The sequence below is a fragment of the Marinigracilibium pacificum genome (assembly GCF_012926615.1).
Taxonomy (GTDB): domain Bacteria; phylum Bacteroidota; class Bacteroidia; order Cytophagales; family Cyclobacteriaceae; genus Mangrovivirga; species Mangrovivirga pacifica.
Genome location: NZ_JABBNU010000005.1, coordinates 364,603 through 383,029, shown reverse-complemented (window position 1 = coordinate 383,029; position 18,427 = coordinate 364,603). Strand labels below are relative to the sequence as shown.

Genomic DNA, 18,427 nt, shown 5'->3' with positions numbered 1-18,427 from the left:
AAACAATTAGAATTGATAATAAAAAAGCCGGGATATCCCGGCTTTTTTATTGACTAATGTATCTTTTATTAAAGGTGAATTACCTCGTCATAAGCTGCTGCAGCTGCTTCCATTATTGCTTCAGACATTGTTGGGTGAGGGTGAACCGTCTTAATTAGTTCGTGACCCGTTGTTTCAAGTTTTCTAACAGCAACAATTTCAGCGATCATTTCAGTAACATTTGCACCTATCATGTGTCCGCCTAAAAGCTCACCATATTTAGCGTCAAATATTAATTTCACGAAGCCTTCATGTGCGCCTGCTGCCTTAGCTTTTCCTGATGCTGAAAATGGGAATTTACCTACTTTGATATCATATCCAGCCTCTTTAGCCTGCTTTTCAGTATAACCAACCGAAGCAATTTCAGGAGAACAGTAAGTACATCCAGGAATATTGTTGTAGTCAAGAGGTTCAGGGTTTTCTCCGGCCATTTTCTCTACACAAATAATGCCTTCAGCTGATGCTACGTGAGCAAGAGCAGGTCCGTGTACGATGTCACCGATAGCATAGTAACCAGGCATGTTAGTCTGGTAGTATTTATCAACGATTACTTTACCTTTGTCTGTAGAGATACCTACATCTTCAAGACCGATTCCTTCAAGATTTGTAGAGATTCCAACTGCTGAAAGGACAACTTCAGCTTCAAGCTGTTCTTCACCTTTTTTAGTTTTTACAGTTACTTTGCAGTTTTTACCTTTCGTATCAACATTTGTAACTTCTGAGCTGGTCATGATTTTCATGCCTGCTTTTTTGTAAGTTCTCTCAAGCTGCTTGCTTACCTCTTCATCTTCTACAGGAACAATTCTGTCAAGATATTCAACAATTGTAACTTCAGTTCCAATTGAGTTATAGAAATATGCAAATTCAACACCGATAGCACCAGAACCAACAACAACCATCGACTTAGGTTGTTTCTCAAGGCTCATTGCTTTTCTGTATCCGATAATTTTTTTGTTATCAATAGGAAGGTTTGGTAATTCTCTTGATCTTCCACCAGTAGCAATAATTATATTTTTTGCCTGGTATTTGGTAGCTTTTCCATCAGCATCAGTTACTTCAACTACTTTGTTTGGCTGAACCTTACCAAATCCATTGATAACATCTATTTTATTCTTTTTGAAAAGAAATTGAATTCCTTTACTCATGCTGTCAGCAACACCCCGGCTTCTTTTCACCATTCCTTCAAAATCAGGCTTAGCATCCTTGATTTTTATACCGTAGTCTTCAGCATGGCTTATGTATTCAAAAACGTTAGCACTTTTTAATAACGCTTTTGTTGGAATACAGCCCCAGTTAAGGCAAATGCCACCTAAAGATTCCTTTTCAACCACAGCTACTTTCATGCCTAGTTGGCTAGCACGTATTGCGGCTACATAACCTCCGGGACCTGATCCCACAACTATTAAATCATATTTTGCTGACATTCTTCTATTTTTTTATTTGGTGTGTTTGAATCATTTATGGATGTTGCAAATTTACGTTATTTGCTCAGATATGCAATGAATTAACAAGCTGGCGAGCTATTTATCATTCCACAGGCAGATATAATTGATAAATATTCCTAGATTTGCCTTACACAACCTTGATTACTTATATTTTTGAGCGATACCAGACTGATTCTGTGAGCTTTCAAATTTAAATTATTAAAAGATGAAATTATTAGATGGCAAAGTAGCCTTAATAACCGGTGCTTCTAAAGGAATTGGAAGAGCTATTGCAACTTCTTATGCAGAAGCAGGAGCTAATGTTGCATTCACCTACCTTTCAAGTGTTGAGAAAGGTCAGGCTCTTGAAAAGGAACTTGAAGCATTTGGTATAAAAGCAAAAGGATTCCGATCAGACGCGTCTGATTTTAAAGCTGCAGAACAATTGATTAATGATGTGGTAGCTGAGTTTGGTCAGCTTGACGTTTTAATTAATAACGCAGGTATTACTCGTGATAATTTGTTGATGAGAATGACGGAGGAAATGTGGGATGAGGTTATCAATGTTAACCTTAAGTCTTGTTTCAATACTGTTAAAGCTGCAACAAGAACTTTTATGAAGCAAAAAAGTGGTTCTATTATCAATATGTCTTCTGTAGTTGGAGTAAAGGGTAATGCCGGACAGGCAAATTATTCTGCATCCAAAGCAGGAATTGTTGGTTTTACTAAGTCAGTAGCACTTGAATTAGGTTCAAGAAATATCAGAGCAAATGTAGTTGCTCCTGGGTTTATTGAAACTGAAATGACTGATGTGCTTGATGAAAAGACTGTTCAGGGATGGAGAGATGCTATTCCTTTGAAGCGTGGAGGTACACCAGAGGATGTTGCAAATCTTTGTGTTTTCCTTGGATCTGATATGTCTGCTTATATAACTGGACAAGTAGTTCAGGTAGATGGCGGAATGCTGACTTGATCAAAGCATAATAAAAAAATTAAAAGGGGGTATTTAACCCCCTTTTTTTATGTTTGAGGAGTTTTTATTTTGTAGATTTAGAAATTAACTCGTCCATTTTATGGCATCAGATATTTCAACTCAATATAGTTTATTCTGGCTGTTACCGATGATCCTAGTAGCAGCAGGTGTTGCTTATTTTTTGTATTCTGCAAAATCGCCGTGGGGCAAAACCCTGAATATTGTATTAGCTATACTTAGAGGTGTTTTTGTGTTTATTCTTTTGTTTTTATTGCTCGATCCGGTAATAAAGCAATTGGTGAATGAAGATGAGAAGCCACTTTTGCTAATAGGTATTGATAATACTCAAAGTATTGCAGAAGCAACTGATTCGACAGATTTAATTGCTTTAAAAAGGAAGGTTGATCAATTAAAAGATCAATATGAAAAGCAAGGTCTAGAAGTAATTGTCTCTGATCTAAGTGGAAATAATTACGATAATGCTGAAGATATCGTTAATGATGTAAATAATACCAACCTGAATTACTTTTTTGATTATGTTCTAAACAGGTATGGAAATCAAAATTTATCTCATGTGATTATTGTTTCAGATGGGATTATTAATCGGGGAGTTGATGTAAGATATAAAAATTATCCTTTTAATGTTTCGGCTATTGGTGTAGGAGATACTACAACTTATAAAGATGTGGCTATAACAGATGTCTTGACGAATTCTATTGCATATCAAGGGAATAAATTTCCTGTGAATATTAAAGTTCTAGCGGAAAAAGCTCTTGGAGAAGAATTGAATATTCGTCTGTTAAAAGATCAAAAGGTTGTAGCTGATACCTTGATTGCTGTTAAAAATGATGTTCAGTCTTATGATTTTAATTTTTATCCTGAGGCTTCAAGTAAAGGGCTTATTGAGTATGATCTTGTAGTTAATTCCCTTGATGGTGAAAAAAACCTTCTTAATAATAAGGAGAAGATTTTTATCGAGGTCCTTGAGGGTAAAAAGAAAGTGCTGATATATGCAAATGCACCTCATCCTGATATTGGCGCTATCCGATCAGCTATTGAGACCAAAGATGGCTATGAAGTTAGCCTGTATATTAAATCATTGAATGGCAGGGATACTTTGATGAATTCAAGTATGAAGCCAAATTTGGTAATAATGCATGGCTTCCCTTCCTCTGTAAATGAAATTAATATTTTTCGTACTATAGAACGAAAATTTAAAGCTCCTGTGTTTATAACAGGAATAGAAAAACAGGAAATTATTTATGTTTCGAATATTTACAGAGGGTTATCAATTGGTCAGATAGGTGGTCAGATAGATTATGTGACTCCGGTATTAAATTCGTCTTTTAATCTATTTTCTTTACCTGAAAGTACTCCTTCGGTTTTGGCTGATGTTCCTCCGGTAATAACTCCATTTGGTGAGTATTCGATTACAAGTGGTGGGCAGGTAATTCTTGAACAACAGGTGAATGGAATAAATACTGGTAGGCCTTTATTAGTTCTTGATCAGGATAATGGCAATAAGAAAGCACTATTGTTTGGTACAAAATGGTGGGCTGTAAGGCTAATGGAACATAAGGAAACCGGGAAAAATGAAGTTTTTGATGAAATTATTAATCAGACTGTCCGCTGGCTAACTGCTGATACTGATAAAAAAAGGTTTAAAGTATATCCACAGGACAGGGAGATTTTGGAGCAGGAGAGCTTAAATATTATAGCTGAATTTTATAATGATATTTATGAGCCGGTGTATGGAAATCCTCTATCCTTAAAATTATTCAGAAACGATTCTCTGATTAATGAGTATGAATTTAATAATAGCAGGACACCATATAGTATTACAGGATTATCTGCAGGTGTTTATAGGTTTGAGGCTCAGGCAAAATTTGAAGGTAAGCCTGTTTCAGATAGTGGGCAATTTGTGATAAAGCTATTTAGCATAGAAAAAAATAATCTTAAGGCTAACTGGAATGACTTACAGTTTTTTGTAAATAAACAGGCCGGAGAATTTTATACTACGGAGCAAATTGATGAAATATCTGAAAGTCTGGCAGTAGATAATACTATAAGAATTCACTCTAAAACCATGTATCGATCATTGGTAGAGTGGAGTTGGTTGCTTGTTGTTTTGTTGATATGGATTTCCATAGAATGGTTTCTCAGGAAATTTTACGGTGGATATTAAGTAAAAAAATAACCCGGATTTTAACCCGGGCTTCTTATTTATAAACATAAAGTTTTTAATTACTCTTCATCCTTTTTAGCAGATTTTTTTGCTCTCTTGATAGAAAGCGTCAGGTTATCTTTACCTGTTTCATAATCTGCAAGAATGATGTCTCCTTCTGAAATTTCCCCTTTAAGGATTTCTTCTGCTACACTGTCTTCAAGATAGCGCTGTATTGCTCTGTTGAGCGGTCTTGCTCCATATTGAGGATCGTAACCCTTTTCTGACAAGAAATCTTTAGCTGCATCTGTTAATTCTACATCGTAGCCAATATCCTTAATTCTACTGAAAAGTTTTTCCAGAGAAAGATCGATGATCTGATGGATATGTTCTCTTTCAAGAGAGTTAAATACGATCACATCATCAAGTCTGTTAAGGAATTCAGGACTGAAAGCTTTCTTAAGTGCACTTTGAATTGTAGACTTCATGATCTCATCCATGCTCTCCTGTTTCTTCTTAGTGCTAAATCCGATTCCGGCTCCGAAATCTTTTAAATCTCTAACACCAATATTAGAAGTCATGATGATAATTGTGTTTCTGAAGTCAACTCTTCTTCCAAGGCCATCAGTAAGAATACCGTCATCTAAAACTTGAAGAAGCAGGTTAAACACATCAGGGTGGGCTTTCTCGATTTCATCAAGAAGAACTACACTGTATGGTTTACGTCTTACTTTTTCAGTAAGCTGACCACCTTCTTCATATCCTACATAGCCTGGAGGCGCTCCGACAAGTCTTGAAACAGAGAATTTCTCCATGTATTCAGACATGTCAATTCTAATTAAACTATCCTTCTTGTCAAACAAGTAAGTAGAGAGAACTTTAGCTAATTCAGTTTTACCCACACCGGTAGGTCCTAAGAAAATAAATGATCCAATTGGCTTTCTAGGATCTTTCAAACCTACACGAGTTCTTTGAATAGCCTTTGTTAACTTATTGATAGCTTCATCCTGACCAATAACGTTTGTTTTCAACTCTTCTCTCATTCCGAGAAGCTTAACGCTTTCTGTTTCAGCAATACGCTTGGTTGGAATTCCCGTCATCATCGCGATCACATCAGCGACAGCAGATTCATCAACGGTGTATCTTTTAGTTTTAGTGTCTTCTTCCCACTTCTTTTTCTCGAAGTCAAGCTGTTCTAATAATTTCTTTTCTTTATCTCTTAACTGAGCAGCCTCTTCATATTTCTGACTTTTGACTACCTTGTTCTTCTCTTCCTTAATATCCTCGATTGCCTTCTCAAGATTTAGAATTTCATCGGGAACATGGATATTATTAATATGTACTCTTGCTCCTGCCTCATCAAGGATATCAATTGCCTTGTCCGGAAGATACCTGTCACTTATGTATCTGTCAGATAACTTTACACAAGCTTCAATAGCTTCAGGTGTATAGTTTACATTATGATGGCTCTCATATTTATCTTTGATATTGTTAAGGATCTCCATTGTTTCTTCAGGAGTTGTTGCATCAACCATAACGATTTGGAATCTTCTGGCTAAGGCACCATCCTTTTCAATATACTGTCGATATTCGTCAAGAGTAGTTGCACCAATACATTGTATTTCACCTCTGGCAAGAGCTGGTTTGAACATGTTTGAAGCGTCTAGTGACCCTGAAGCTCCACCGGCACCAACAATAGTGTGTAATTCATCTATGAATAGAATTACATCCGGAGACTTTTCAAGCTCACCCATTACAGCTTTCATACGCTCTTCAAACTGACCACGATATTTTGTGCCAGCTACTAACGATGCTAAATCCAGTGTAACAACTCTTTTATTAAAGAGAACTCTTGATACCTTTTTCTGAACAATACGTAGTGCAAGACCTTCAGCAATCGCTGTTTTACCTACACCAGGTTCTCCGATTAATACCGGATTGTTCTTTTTTCTTCTACTTAAGATTTGAGCTACTCGCTCAATTTCTTTTTCGCGACCTACTATTGGGTCAAGTTTGTCTTCTTCTGCCAGCTTTGTCAGGTCTCTACCGAAGTTATCAAGAACAGGAGTTCTGGATTTCTCAGTAGACTTTGATGAGCTAGTACTTCCTGATGATGATCCGCTACCGAATATTCTTGAAGTCTCCTCATCGCCATCGTCTGTGTCAGATGATGCGCTAGGGTGATTCATTTGATATTCTAACAGATCTTTTACTACATCATAAGTCACATCGAATTTCTCGAGGATTTGTGTTGCAATATTATCTTCATCACGAAGAATACTCAATAATAAATGTTCAGTACCTATAAGCTGACTCTTAAAAATTTTTGCTTCAAGATATGTGATCTTCAGAACTTTCTCAGACTGTCTGGTCAATGGTATATTAGCCAGATTCTTAACATTACTTCCTGCTGTAGACTTAGTGTTTTGTTCTATTGTTTCTTTTAATTCCTCGATAGAAACTCCAAGCTTTTTAAGTAAGCTGATCGCTACACCTTCACCTTCACGAATCATGCCCAGCAGGAGGTGCTCTGTACCAATATATTCATGTCCCAGTCGCAGTGCTTCTTCACGGCTCATTGAGATCACCTCTTTTACTCTATTTGAAAATTTTGCTTCCATTCTAATCTGGCTGATTTTTAATAAGATTTTAATCGATGAATCGCATCAATCAATCTATTTAATTCTTTTGAATTATACTAATTAACGTAATAATTATTTGTATTGTTTTATATCTGTTTTTAATGCTCCTTAATATAACTTATTGCATTTGGACCTTCACAGAAAATTAGGTCTAAAACACTTAAATTACTCTCAAATTTATTGCCAAAACACTGAAAGTAAGATTTTGATTTATATTTAAGAGAATCTTCCAGTGGTTTTTTAGGGCTGATCAACGAACGAAGGTCGTATGGGTGGTTTTTTGAATAAAAACTGGTTTCTTCAAGCTTGACAGAAAGTCCGAGTAAGTCACGACATGTTGTCAGGGTATCCAGGTTTAGGTCCCAAAGGTAATTATATTGCTTTTGAAAAAAGGGTAGGAGGTAGTCTATATAATGATCGTAAAATGGACTTTTGCCATATGATGCCTGGATGCTACGCTCATGGATAGCCTGCCATCTCTGAGAGTTGTCTATTTTTATGTCTTTGGTTTTGATTTTCTTTTGTGCTCCAATCACAGGAACTGTAAGACGAACAATATTGTTTGGCCCAAGTATATGGCAGCGATTTCGATATGTTTGCTTTTCAAAAAACTCATGTTTTTCTAATGCTATTGAATCTTGGCTGGCTATTTCAGCCCACCATGCTATAGATGGGAAATATTGGGTGTCTATGATTGGAAATTCTTTAGTCATATTGTAAAAATGCTTCAAAAAATACCAAAAAAAAATGACTGATCTAAAAGAACAGCCATTTTACTAACCAACTAGCACTAATCAACTAAAACCTAAACAACCACTATAAACCATGAAATCTTTATAATAAAATGGCAAGGTTTTTTAATTCACCTGATACCATTAATCCTTTTTCTTCAGCACTTTTTGTGTTTAGTTCAAACCTTAACTTCCCTTGTTTGTTGGTGAAGTTTATTTCTGAACCTTTTTTTCCAAATCCGTCTTTTTCAGAAACAACTAATGTTGGCGATTTGCCTATCGTTTGTTTCACTGCATCAATATCATTTATTTGATCTGTTACAAATAATATGTTGCAATTCAATGCATCATCAAGATTTGTAATTTTCACTACCTTAAAATTTTGTGAAGAGCCTGATCTTGTTTTAGCCATATTTGCTAACGCATTATAAATCGGACCATCACCATATACACCGTATACAAAGCTGCTGTTTTGAGCAGGCCATTGGATGTATCTTGAAAACTGATATAAAAAGGCAGTTTTAATTTTTTCGTTTTGAGCCTCACCATTAAAATTTATTGATGCAGCCAAAACTGTAATAAATAAAAATTTAAAAAATGTTTTCATTCGGTAACTAGTTTTCTTTATGGTTGTGCAAAACTGCTCACAATGCGGCTAAGAAAAAAGATTGAGGCTTAACGGGTTAGTTGAATTGATGTATAGTAGAAGAATAATTTCGATGCTTTTTTGCCAAAAGTATCGAAATTTTATTTTGAATTACACTGTTTGAATAGTGTGATTTAGATTAAAATTTTGTTTAGTGAGGTTTAAAACGATGTAGTTTTTACGAGGCTTCTAAATATGTATCTAACCAGCTTAAGTTTTGATGAAAGTAAGGTTTTTGTTGACTTTTAAATATTTAAATTAACAGTTCGTCAATTTTACCTAGCCCCTCTCTTAAAAGCTCTGCCTGATTACCAGAACAATCAATTACGGTTGATCCTATGTTACCGCCAAAACCTCCATCGATTACTATATCAACAAGATTTTTGAATTTTTCATAAATTAGTGATGGATCAGTACTGTATTCGATAATTTCATCTTCATCTTTAATTGATGTAGTGATAATCGGATTGCCTAGTTCGTTGACAATTTCTCTGGGGATATTATTATCAGGTACACGTATACCAACAGTTTTCTTTTTTACGTTTAGAATTTTCGGAACTTTACTCGATGCATTAAGTATGAAAGTGTAAGGCCCTGGTAGCGCTCTTTTCATTAGCTTGAAAGTGCTATTATCAATGTTTTTGGCATATTCACTGATGTGTGAAAGATCATAACAGATAAATGACAGATCAAGTTTTTTAGATGAAACCTGCTTTATACGACACACTCTTTCAATGGCTTTGCTGTTAGTTAAATCACAACCCATTCCATATACAGTGTCTGTAGGGTATATAACAACTCCTCCTTCTGAAAGTACTTGTGCAACCTCCTTTATCTTTTTAGGATTAGGATTGTCCGGATGTATTTGTATTAATTTTGCTTCCATTTGTTAAGGAGTTTGACTGGCTGATAGTATGTAAAAAGAAAAATACTAATTTTGTGGTAATATGAAAATACGAAAAAGATTAATTTTTGCTTTGGTTGCCGGGACGGTGATCCTTTCTACGTTTTCACTTTATGTGTATCAAATGTTGTATACACCAAATGTCCTGGTTGAAAGAGACGCTAAGGTGGTTTATGTTTCAGATAGTACTGACTTTACCAATTTTTTAAAGCAACTTTTTAATGATAAAGTTATTGAGGACCCTGCCTCATTTGGCTTTGTAGCTAAGGCTATTCTTGATTATGATGAGAATATGAAGCCCGGGAGATATTTGCTCACGCCAAATATGACTAACCTTGAAGCTATCAGGTTGTTAAGAAGTGGAGCACAGACACCTATTAGAATTACGTTTAATAATGTGAGATTTAAAGAAGACCTTGCAGGGAAAATAACAGATAATCTTGAGATAGATTCTGTCACATTCCTGAAAGCCTTAAATAATCCGGAGTTATTACAAAAAGTTGGTTTTACAGAGTCGACAATTCTGGCAATGTTTATCCCAAATACTTATGAAGTATATTGGACAGCAACTCCTGAAGAATTATTTGATCGAATGAAATCTGAATATGATCGCTTCTGGAATGAAGAAAGGTTAGCTAAAGCCTCAAAAGCTGGTTTGACTCCTTTAGAAGTTGCTACTCTAGCAGGAATTATTCAGGAAGAAAGCAATAAACCTGATGAATATCCTAAAATTGCAGGTGTTTATATTAACAGGCTGAAAAAAGGAATGCTTTTACAGGCAGACCCTACTTTAAAATTTGCTCTTGGTGATTTTACTATTAAAAGAGTATTAAACAAGCATAAAGAAATTGACTCTCCTTATAATACCTATATGTATGCAGGCTTACCTCCAGGGCCAATAAATTGTCCTGAGATAAAGTCACTGGAGGGAGTGTTGAATTATGAAGATCATGGTTATTATTATTTCTGTGCAAGACCGGATTTTTCAGGATATCATGATTTTGCTTCTTCATTATCAGAACACTTACGAAATGCCAATAAGTATCAAAGAGCTTTAGACAGAGCAAAAATTTACAGGTAATATGTATACTCACGAAACAAATATTAGGGTCAGATATGCCGAAACTGATCAGATGGGATATGTATATTACGGGAATTATGCCATGTATTTCGAGGTAGGACGTGTTGAGGCATTACGAGCTCTGGGCTATAGTTATAAGCAGTTGGAAGAGGAAGGATACATGCTTCCAGTTCTTGATAGTCAGTTTAAATACCTTGCTCCAGGTAAGTATGATGATCATTTAAAGGTTATTGTGAAAATTCCTGTGAAACCAAGTTTAAAGTTTTATTTTGAGTACGAGATATTGAACGAAGATGGTAAGCTACTGACTGAGGGTAGTACCACACTGGTGGTTGTTGATAAGGAAACCGGGAAACCATGCAGACCACCAAAGAAGCTTATTGAACTGTTTGATAAGTACTATTAATGAGAAAAAAGGTCGAACGACATATAGTAAAATCTGAAGCTTATCGAAAAGCGATAAGGAGACTGAAAGAAAAGCGCCTCAAAAGGCATGACATATCTTTTTACTCTGTTATCATTATATTAGTCAGGAAGTTACAAAGAGATAGGATTTCAGAAAAGGCCAGTAGTGTTGCGTTTAGTTTTACTTTGGCAATATTTCCGGCTATTATCGTGTTGTTTACCTTGATTCCATATATCAATACCGGTGAGATTGATTTTACCCAGAATGTAATGGAATTTCTCAATGAGAATATGCCTGAAAGTGTATATGAATTTACCAGTGCAACCATTGAGGATATAATTAGTAAGCAGCGTGGCGGACTCTTGAGTATTGGTTTGATAAGTTCATTGTTTCTTTCTTCTAATGGTATGGTTTCTTTAATGTCTGCTTTTAATAGTATTCATAGGACAATTGAGAAGAGAGGATTTTTAAAAACCAGATTAATAGGTCTGGGACTTACCTTTATGTTGGCATTGGGATTGATTGTTGCGACTGGTTTATTGATTGTTGCTCAATATGTAATTAAAATTCTCGATGAAATGGATATAATTTTCATCGATGATAAGACCTTTCTCATTTTTGGCATATTAAGATATGTGATTTTGTTTGTGGTATTCTTGTTGACGATTGCCTCTATTTATCATTTTGCACCTAGTATGCATAGTAAGTTGAAGTTTCTTAGTCCGGGGGCTTTATTTGCATCGGTGTCACTTATGTTGGCCTCGATAGGGTTTTCATTTTACATTAATAACTTCGGGACATATAACAAATTCTATGGTTCGATTGGGGCGCTGATAGCAATCATGGTTTATTTGTATATTTTATCAATTATCTTTCTCCTTGGTTTTGAGCTAAATGCGAGTATAGACAAAGCAAAACATGAAGATTATGATTAAAATTTTTGCTAAAATATTGGCGTAGTTTAATTCTGTATTTATATTTGCACTCCCGTTAACAAACAGACGGGATAGATCACGAAGAGGAGTGGCAGAGTGGTCGAATGCACCGGTCTTGAAAACCGGCGTGCCGCAAGGTACCGGGGGTTCGAATCCCTCCTCCTCTGCAACCAAAAGCCGAGCACAAAAGTGCCCGGCTTTTTTATTTTATATTCCCAGTGCTTGCGCTATGGGAATGAAAATAAAAAGTCGGTTGAGCGATAGTAAAGGCGAAGCTAATTTTTGTTGATGGATTTTCTGATCAAAAATTAACCACTTTTAATCTGAACTTCTAAGAGGTCAAGTTAATATGTATCCATCCAATTATCGAGTTTAACTTAACTAAAGCCCATCGATTTAATTCAACTATTTTCTTGATATTGTTTGTCCTTCTAGCTACATATAATTCTGCAACTTTAAATAGATTTATAAAAGATTCGACCGTGGACAGAGTTTTGTAAAAATGTTATAGTCTAATTTAAAATTCCTAAATGTATGTCGGTTTAAGATTTAAAAATTAGCTGAATTAAGTTTTCTCCTATTCTAAGTCCTCAAGTTTTTAATCTAAAAGTCATTTTGATGAAATTGCATTGTGTAACGACAGATATTTTTATCCAATTTCTGACCTAACAGCTAAATGTAAAATCATAAAAGTTTAAAATTTTTTTCCTGATATAAGAAAAGGTTTTTTATTAAAGTAGGATTGCAATAAAAAATCCCCATCTAAAATGATTTTTTCAACAAACCAATTTAATTTAACTTTTTGAAGTGCCTTACATAAACCTAACGGCAATTATTAAACAATCCAATCAAGTTATTGTCACCTTTTGAATTAAAAACAATCGTTTGAATTCATTGATTTTGTAAATTTTTATTACTATCTAGGTAATTATATTTCTTATGAATCCCATTCGATATTTAGTTTCCACGCTTAAAAATCATCAAATTTTTGATTAAAAAACAGTTTATAGATTTTACTGAAAATTCCTCAGAAAAAAGGCAATCTGTTTTTGAGGGGAAGACAGATTATGAAGTTTGGGCACTTTTTAAAGACGGTGACGATGGAGCATTTATTCACATTTACAAAATGTATGTAAATGTCCTTTTTAACATAGGTATTCAACTGACGAAAGATACTGACTTAATCAAAGACTGTTTACAAGATTTTTTTATTGATTTAAGGGAGAGGAAATCACATTTATCTCAAATCGACAATATAAAATTTTATCTTGTAAAAGCATTTAGAAGAAGAATTTTTAAAGCGTTGAAAAGAGATAAAAGAGCTTCATATGATGAAATTGTAAATAACTCATTTGCAGTTGAACTTGCCTTTGATACTAAGTTGATTGACAGACAATTCAAGGAAGATCAATTAAATAGATTAAATAAGGCTATACAAAAATTAAAGCATGAAGAGCGGGAAATACTTTATTACTATTATTATCAAGATTTTAGTTATTCGCAAATAGCCGATTTAATGGGCTATAACTATATTTCTTCTGCAAGAAGGTCAGTTTATAAAATCCTTAAGAAACTAAAAGGGAATTTTAATTTTACTCTTGTTTTTTTGGCTTAAAAAGCTTTCAAATATAAAAAATAGCTAAATAAAATTTTAGCATATCCTACTAAGTAATTCATTTCAATTTATTCTATTAATATTTAAAATACTGATAATCAATAATTTAAATTTTTTATTTTAAAAAAGATTAAAAATTTTGGTATCGTTTGATCAGTTTTTGGATTATCTAATTAAAAGGAACATAAATAACGACGAATGTTCCAAAATGTTGGGTCAATTAAATGAAACAAATTAAAACCGATATTGTAAAAGAGCTTTTGCTGTCACCAGAGTTTAAAAAATGGGTTTTATCACCATCGGAAGAAAGTAATTATTTCTGGAATAACTGGATGAACAAAGGGGAACTTGAGCGTGAGGCAGTTCAAACAGCACGTGAAGCAATTCTTCTAATTCGATTCGATAATGCGAAATTAGATGAAGAAAATAAAGATAAGTTACTCAAAAACATCATAACACGAACTGTTAAATCCAATAAGAGCCAAAGTTCATATTCCAGCAATTGGTTAAGATATGCAGCAAGTGTGGCATTAGTATTGATAGCTGCATTTGGCATATATGCACTTTTAAATTATGCAGATATTTCTTTTAAACAGGAAATGGCAGAGGTAGAGATTAAGAAGTATGTTAAAATTAATCCTAGAGGTCAAAAATCAGTAATTCTTCTTCCAGATGGTTCAAAAGTAAATCTTAATTCAAGCAGTTCGATTACTTATTACAGTAATTATAATGAATCTAGGTTTCTGGAGCTTAAAGGGGAGGCTTTTTTTCAGGTTGCAAAAGATACTACAAGCCCCTTTGTAGTTAAATCGGCGAATGTTTTCACGACAGCATTAGGGACAGCGTTTAATATAAATACCAATTTAAGCGAGTTAGAAATAATACTGGTAGAAGGTAAGGTTAAAGTTGAGGAAGAGGAGGGGAATTATCAAATGCTACTGCCAAATCAAAGAGTGATATTTAATGAAACGACTGGTATTTCTCAACCAACGCAAATTGATGCTGAAAAGAAAGTGCTTTGGACTGAGGGTATATTAGAATTTAATAATAAGGATTTGCATCAGGTAGCGGAAGAATTAGAAGAGTGGTATGACGTTGAAATCTCATTAAAACCAACTCATCATAAATTGAAGTTTTCCGGAAGGTTTGAAAAGGAGCCTCTGGTAAATGTATTGCAGTCTATTTCTTTTTCCTTAGGAATAGAATATTCAATGGAAAATAAAAAAGTAACCTTTAAATAAACTGAAAATCATGAAAGAAAAACACAAAAAAACAGGGTAAATGAATTATACCCTGCCCCAAAAAGAGATATAAGCCATCACGTCCAAATGGGGACTTATATTTCATCGGTAATTTATTTTAATAAACTAATCCAAAGATATGAAATTTAATTTTAGTAAAACCATTTTTATGGTAACAAAACTGTCTATAAGGGCATTTTTAGGCCTGGTTTTTACATTGAATATTGCATTCGCAGAGCCTACAAACGCACAAGTTAAAAGCATCAAAGAAGTTGAAATTTCCCTTGAACTTGATAACTTAAAATTAATCGATGTTTTCAATGAAATTGAAAATATAACTGATTATCATTTCAGTTATAGTAGTAATAAAATCAACTTAAATTCTCCAGTTAGCCTGCATTTTAAAAATGCATCAGTAGAAAAGATATTACTTGAGATATCCAATCAAAAAGGGTTAAAATTCAGACAAACCAATAATAGTATTGGAGTCTACATTAGTGAAACGGAAAAATCAGAAGAAAAGGTTTCGATAAATATTACTGACTTAATAGTTAATGGTAAAATAACTGATGAAAAAGGCTTGCCGCTAATTGGAGTAACAGTAGTAGAAAAGGGAACAGTCAATGGTACGGTTTCCGATGTAAATGGAAATTATAGTTTACAAGTTGCCAATGATGCCACTCTTGTTTTTTCATTTATTGGTTTCATTTCTCAGGAAATCAAAGTTGATGCTCGATCTGAATTGAATGTTCAGATGATTGAAGATGTTGAATCCTTGAGTGAAGTAGTAGTAATAGGTTATGGTGAAGTAAAGAGGGAAGATCTTACTGGTTCTATAGGCACAGTGAGCCAAAAAGAAATAAAACAACTTGCTGTTATCTCTTTAGATCAGGGTATTCAGGGTAGGGTACCGGGAGTTCAGGTTACCCAGTCATCCGCTGAGCCTGGAGGTGGCGTTTCAGTTAGGATACGAGGCATAAACTCTATTAACGGAACAAATGAACCATTATATGTTATTGATGGTATTCCAATTATAAATAATGACGGAGCGGTGGCTGCATCAAATGGTGGAAGAGGAAATGTTGCTTCAAATGCTCTTTCATCTATTAATCCCAATGATATACAGTCTATGGAGATTTTAAAAGATGCATCTGCTACTGCAATTTACGGAGCAAGAGGAGCTAATGGGGTGGTTATTATTACTACAACAAAAGGAAAAGCTGGTAAGACAAATGTAAATTTTGATAGTTATTATGGAGTTCAATCTGTAGCTAATACTTATGACCTGGCTGATGCACAAACCTATGCTAAATGGGCTAATGAATTTGCTCTAAATCAAGGTGAATCACCGTATTTTTCTGAACAGCAAATCGACTCTCTTGGAAGCGCAGGTACAGACTGGCAAGATGAAATTTATCGTACTGCTCCAATTCAGAATCATCAGATATCAGTTTCAGGAGGCAATAATAAAACTACTTTTTATATGAGCACCAATTACTTTAAACAAGATGGTGTCGTAAAAGAATCGAGCTTCGAACGGGTAACCCTCAGACTAAATTTGGACCACTATGTTAATGATAAACTGAAAATTGGTAATTCATTAATGCTAAGTGGATTGCAAAATAGACGAGTGCCTACAAATGGTAATTCTGATGGCGCTACCGCAGCTGCTCAATCAGCTCTTCCAATAATGCCGGTATATAATCAAGATGGGTCTTACATGCTTATTCAAGACTTTCAGCAACTTGTACCAGATAATCTAATGATTGCAGATGTTCAGCCAAATCCAGTTTCTAAAATAAGAGAAACCACCGATATTGAAAGGACGAATACAGTCTTGGCAAACATCTATGCTCAATATGAACTTCTGGAAGGGTTAAAGTTCAAAGTGTCTGTTGGTGCAAATATTAGTGACAGAGGTCGGGATACTTATTTTTCTCAACTTTCAGATGAAGGTAGAAATGCTGGAGGTCGAGCAATCGTTGGTAATTCTGAAAGAAGAATATTCTTGAATGAAAATACACTTTCTTATAATCGATTATTCGGAAAACACGAAATCCAGGGGGTAGCAGGATTTACAGCTCAATATGAAAATTTAAGTAATAATTTTATTGCCAATAGTGGTTTTGGTATTGATGATGCCGACCTAAATATTAATGATATTGGCTCAGGTACTCAGGTAGGCGGCCCAACGGTCAATTCTTTCAAAAGCGAAGAAAGCCTGGCCTCTTTTCTTGCGCGAATAGTTTATTCTTACGATGATCGCTATCTTTTTACATTTACCAGCCGTGCAGATGGATCATCAAAATTTAGTAAAGGTAACAAATGGGGTTTCTTCCCTTCAGCTGCGATAGGTTGGAAAATTAGCAATGAAGACTTTATGAGTGGGATGACTAAGATAAACAACTTGAAAATAAGGGGTAGTTATGGGCAATCTGGTTTTCAAGAAATCAATCCTTATCAATCTCTTGCTCAATATCGCTCACAAAATTACTCTTTTGATAACACCCAAGTCGTAGGTTATGAGCCCTTGATACCAGCAAGTTCGGATCTTTCCTGGCAAACAACAGAACAGCTAGATATAGGTCTTGATGTAGGATTATTTAGTAATAGACTCACTTTTTCTGCAGATTATTACATTAAAAACACAAGTGACCTTTTGTTATTCATAAACCTTCCAGCTAATACTGGTTATTCAAGTCCTTTAGCACTTAATATAGGAGAGGTAAGGAATACCGGATGGGAGTTTAGTTTAGGAACCAATTTAGATATTGGTGAATTGATGTGGTCTTCAAATCTGAATTTTAGTGGAAATAAAAATGAAGTATTGAGCTTAGGATCTCAACAAAGGATTTTTGGAGGGCAGATTTCTTCAGATAGAAAGGATGATGGTAACCTTACTCAGGTAGGCGAACCAGTAGGGGTGTTTTTTGGGTACAGAACGGATGGAATATTTGCTAATGATTCGGAGGTAGAAGCTCACACCTCGATAGTTGATGGGGTAGCAGTTCAAATTCAGCCAAATGCTAAGGCAGGTGAGCGTAGGTTTGTAGATGTTAATGGAGATGGTAGAATAGATGGAGATGATAGAGTGGAAATTGGTGATCCATATCCGGAATTTATTTTCGGGTGGTCAAATAATCTTTATTATAAAAACTTTGATTTGAGCTTCTTTTTCCAGGGTACATATGGCAATGAAATCTTAAATGTTGCCAGTGAAGTATTAAGAGAAAATGACCCTGAAACGAATATACTTGTCGAGAGATATACTGACAGGTGGACCCCCGATAATTTAGGAGCGAAATATCCAAAAGCTGGAGCACAAAATCCAATTAGTGGAGGTTCCGGGGGCTTTGGTGATTATACAGTAGAAGATGGTTCTTATTTACGTTTGAGAGATGTTACATTAGGTTTTACTCCCAAACTTGATAATGTAAAGTGGATTAGCAGGGTAAGGATTTATGCAAGCATCCAAAACGCTTTTACTATTACGAATTATAGTGGTGTAAATCCTGAAAACAGTTCTTTTGGACAGAATGCTACAAACTTTGGTATTGATGTAGGCGGATATCCAATGGCAAGAATATATCGCCTTGGAGTCAATTTTAACCTGTAGAATCATTTTA

At 34.8% G+C, this 18,427-nt stretch carries 13 protein-coding genes and 1 tRNA gene; 9 read left to right on the top strand and 5 right to left on the bottom strand.

The features are described 5' to 3' along the window. Positions 1 to 68 precede the first annotated feature (68 nt). On the bottom strand, positions 69 to 1,463 hold the full coding sequence (gene lpdA / locus HH304_RS10105; protein ID WP_169680975.1) for a dihydrolipoyl dehydrogenase: 1,395 nt from the start codon (positions 1,461 to 1,463) through the stop codon (positions 69 to 71). A 226-nt stretch (positions 1,464 to 1,689) separates the two neighbouring features. On the opposite strand from lpdA, the gene fabG reads away from it, so the two are divergent. Both fabG and HH304_RS10095 read left to right on the top strand, forming a co-directional pair. Continuing rightward, the gene (gene fabG / locus HH304_RS10100) at positions 1,690 to 2,436 is read left to right on the top strand and encodes a 3-oxoacyl-[acyl-carrier-protein] reductase (protein WP_169680972.1); all 747 of its coding nucleotides are present in this window, start codon (positions 1,690 to 1,692) and stop codon (positions 2,434 to 2,436) included. Between the two features lie 100 nt (positions 2,437 to 2,536). After that, positions 2,537 to 4,621, top strand: coding sequence for a hypothetical protein (locus tag HH304_RS10095; RefSeq protein WP_169680970.1), 2,085 nt, complete (start codon positions 2,537 to 2,539; stop codon positions 4,619 to 4,621). A 59-nt stretch (positions 4,622 to 4,680) separates the two neighbouring features. Here HH304_RS10095 and HH304_RS10090 read toward each other — a convergent pair whose 3' ends face one another. From HH304_RS10090 to HH304_RS10075, 4 genes are all read right to left on the bottom strand, one after another. After that, entirely contained in the window at positions 4,681 to 7,221 is a 2,541-nt protein-coding gene (locus HH304_RS10090; protein WP_169680967.1) for an ATP-dependent Clp protease ATP-binding subunit, read from the bottom strand. A 119-nt stretch (positions 7,222 to 7,340) separates the two neighbouring features. Next, entirely contained in the window at positions 7,341 to 7,955 is a 615-nt protein-coding gene (locus HH304_RS10085; protein ID WP_169680965.1) for a WbqC family protein, read from the bottom strand. 121 nt (positions 7,956 to 8,076) lie between these two features. Further along, positions 8,077 to 8,580, bottom strand: a complete 504-nt coding sequence (locus HH304_RS10080; protein WP_169680963.1) for a YfiR family protein — start codon at positions 8,578 to 8,580, stop codon at positions 8,077 to 8,079. A 292-nt stretch (positions 8,581 to 8,872) separates the two neighbouring features. Further along, complete coding sequence (locus tag HH304_RS10075) at positions 8,873 to 9,505, bottom strand: L-threonylcarbamoyladenylate synthase (RefSeq protein ID WP_169680961.1); 633 nt, start codon at positions 9,503 to 9,505, stop codon at positions 8,873 to 8,875. A gap of 61 nt (positions 9,506 to 9,566) precedes the next feature. Between HH304_RS10075 and mltG the strand changes: the two genes are divergently transcribed. From mltG to HH304_RS10040, 7 genes are all read left to right on the top strand, one after another. Beyond that, positions 9,567 to 10,604 carry an endolytic transglycosylase MltG gene (mltG, locus tag HH304_RS10070; RefSeq protein ID WP_169680959.1) on the top strand — a complete coding sequence of 346 codons (1,038 nt, stop codon included), beginning with the start codon at positions 9,567 to 9,569 and terminating at the stop codon, positions 10,602 to 10,604. 1 nt (position 10,605) lies between these two features. Further along, entirely contained in the window at positions 10,606 to 11,010 is a 405-nt protein-coding gene (locus HH304_RS10065) for an acyl-CoA thioesterase (RefSeq protein WP_169680957.1), read from the top strand. Continuing rightward, positions 11,010 to 11,945 (top strand): YihY/virulence factor BrkB family protein, encoded by a 936-nt coding sequence (locus HH304_RS10060; RefSeq protein WP_169680955.1) that lies wholly within the window; start codon positions 11,010 to 11,012, stop codon positions 11,943 to 11,945. The genes HH304_RS10065 and HH304_RS10060 overlap by 1 nt, the downstream gene beginning before the upstream one ends. An 82-nt stretch (positions 11,946 to 12,027) precedes the next feature. Continuing rightward, positions 12,028 to 12,112, top strand: a tRNA-Ser gene (locus tag HH304_RS10055). 821 nt (positions 12,113 to 12,933) lie between these two features. Continuing rightward, positions 12,934 to 13,560: an RNA polymerase sigma factor gene (locus HH304_RS10050; protein ID WP_169680953.1), complete on the top strand. Its 627-nt coding sequence runs from the start codon at positions 12,934 to 12,936 to the stop codon at positions 13,558 to 13,560. 224 nt (positions 13,561 to 13,784) lie between these two features. After that, positions 13,785 to 14,801, top strand: a complete 1,017-nt coding sequence (locus HH304_RS10045) for a FecR family protein (protein WP_169680951.1) — start codon at positions 13,785 to 13,787, stop codon at positions 14,799 to 14,801. 169 nt (positions 14,802 to 14,970) lie between these two features. After that, the gene (locus HH304_RS10040) at positions 14,971 to 18,417 is read left to right on the top strand and encodes a TonB-dependent receptor (protein ID WP_169680949.1); all 3,447 of its coding nucleotides are present in this window, start codon (positions 14,971 to 14,973) and stop codon (positions 18,415 to 18,417) included. Positions 18,418 to 18,427: the final 10 nt, after the last annotated feature.

What these genes read in the sequence shown, in the direction of transcription:
- HH304_RS10095 (WP_169680970.1), top strand. Translation starts at nt 2,537, where the DNA reads ATGGCATCAGATATTTCAACTCAATATAGTTTATTCTGGCTGTTACCG.
- HH304_RS10040 (WP_169680949.1), top strand. Translation starts at nt 14,971, where the DNA reads ATGGTAACAAAACTGTCTATAAGGGCATTTTTAGGCCTGGTTTTTACA.
- lpdA (WP_169680975.1), bottom strand. Translation starts at nt 1,463, where the DNA reads ATGTCAGCAAAATATGATTTAATAGTTGTGGGATCAGGTCCCGGAGGT.
- HH304_RS10075 (WP_169680961.1), bottom strand. Translation starts at nt 9,505, where the DNA reads ATGGAAGCAAAATTAATACAAATACATCCGGACAATCCTAATCCTAAA.
- HH304_RS10045 (WP_169680951.1), top strand. Translation starts at nt 13,785, where the DNA reads ATGAAACAAATTAAAACCGATATTGTAAAAGAGCTTTTGCTGTCACCA.
- HH304_RS10090 (WP_169680967.1), bottom strand. Translation starts at nt 7,221, where the DNA reads ATGGAAGCAAAATTTTCAAATAGAGTAAAAGAGGTGATCTCAATGAGC.
- HH304_RS10080 (WP_169680963.1), bottom strand. Translation starts at nt 8,580, where the DNA reads ATGAAAACATTTTTTAAATTTTTATTTATTACAGTTTTGGCTGCATCA.
- mltG (WP_169680959.1), top strand. Translation starts at nt 9,567, where the DNA reads ATGAAAATACGAAAAAGATTAATTTTTGCTTTGGTTGCCGGGACGGTG.
- HH304_RS10060 (WP_169680955.1), top strand. Translation starts at nt 11,010, where the DNA reads ATGAGAAAAAAGGTCGAACGACATATAGTAAAATCTGAAGCTTATCGA.
- HH304_RS10085 (WP_169680965.1), bottom strand. Translation starts at nt 7,955, where the DNA reads ATGACTAAAGAATTTCCAATCATAGACACCCAATATTTCCCATCTATA.
- fabG (WP_169680972.1), top strand. Translation starts at nt 1,690, where the DNA reads ATGAAATTATTAGATGGCAAAGTAGCCTTAATAACCGGTGCTTCTAAA.
- HH304_RS10065 (WP_169680957.1), top strand. Translation starts at nt 10,606, where the DNA reads ATGTATACTCACGAAACAAATATTAGGGTCAGATATGCCGAAACTGAT.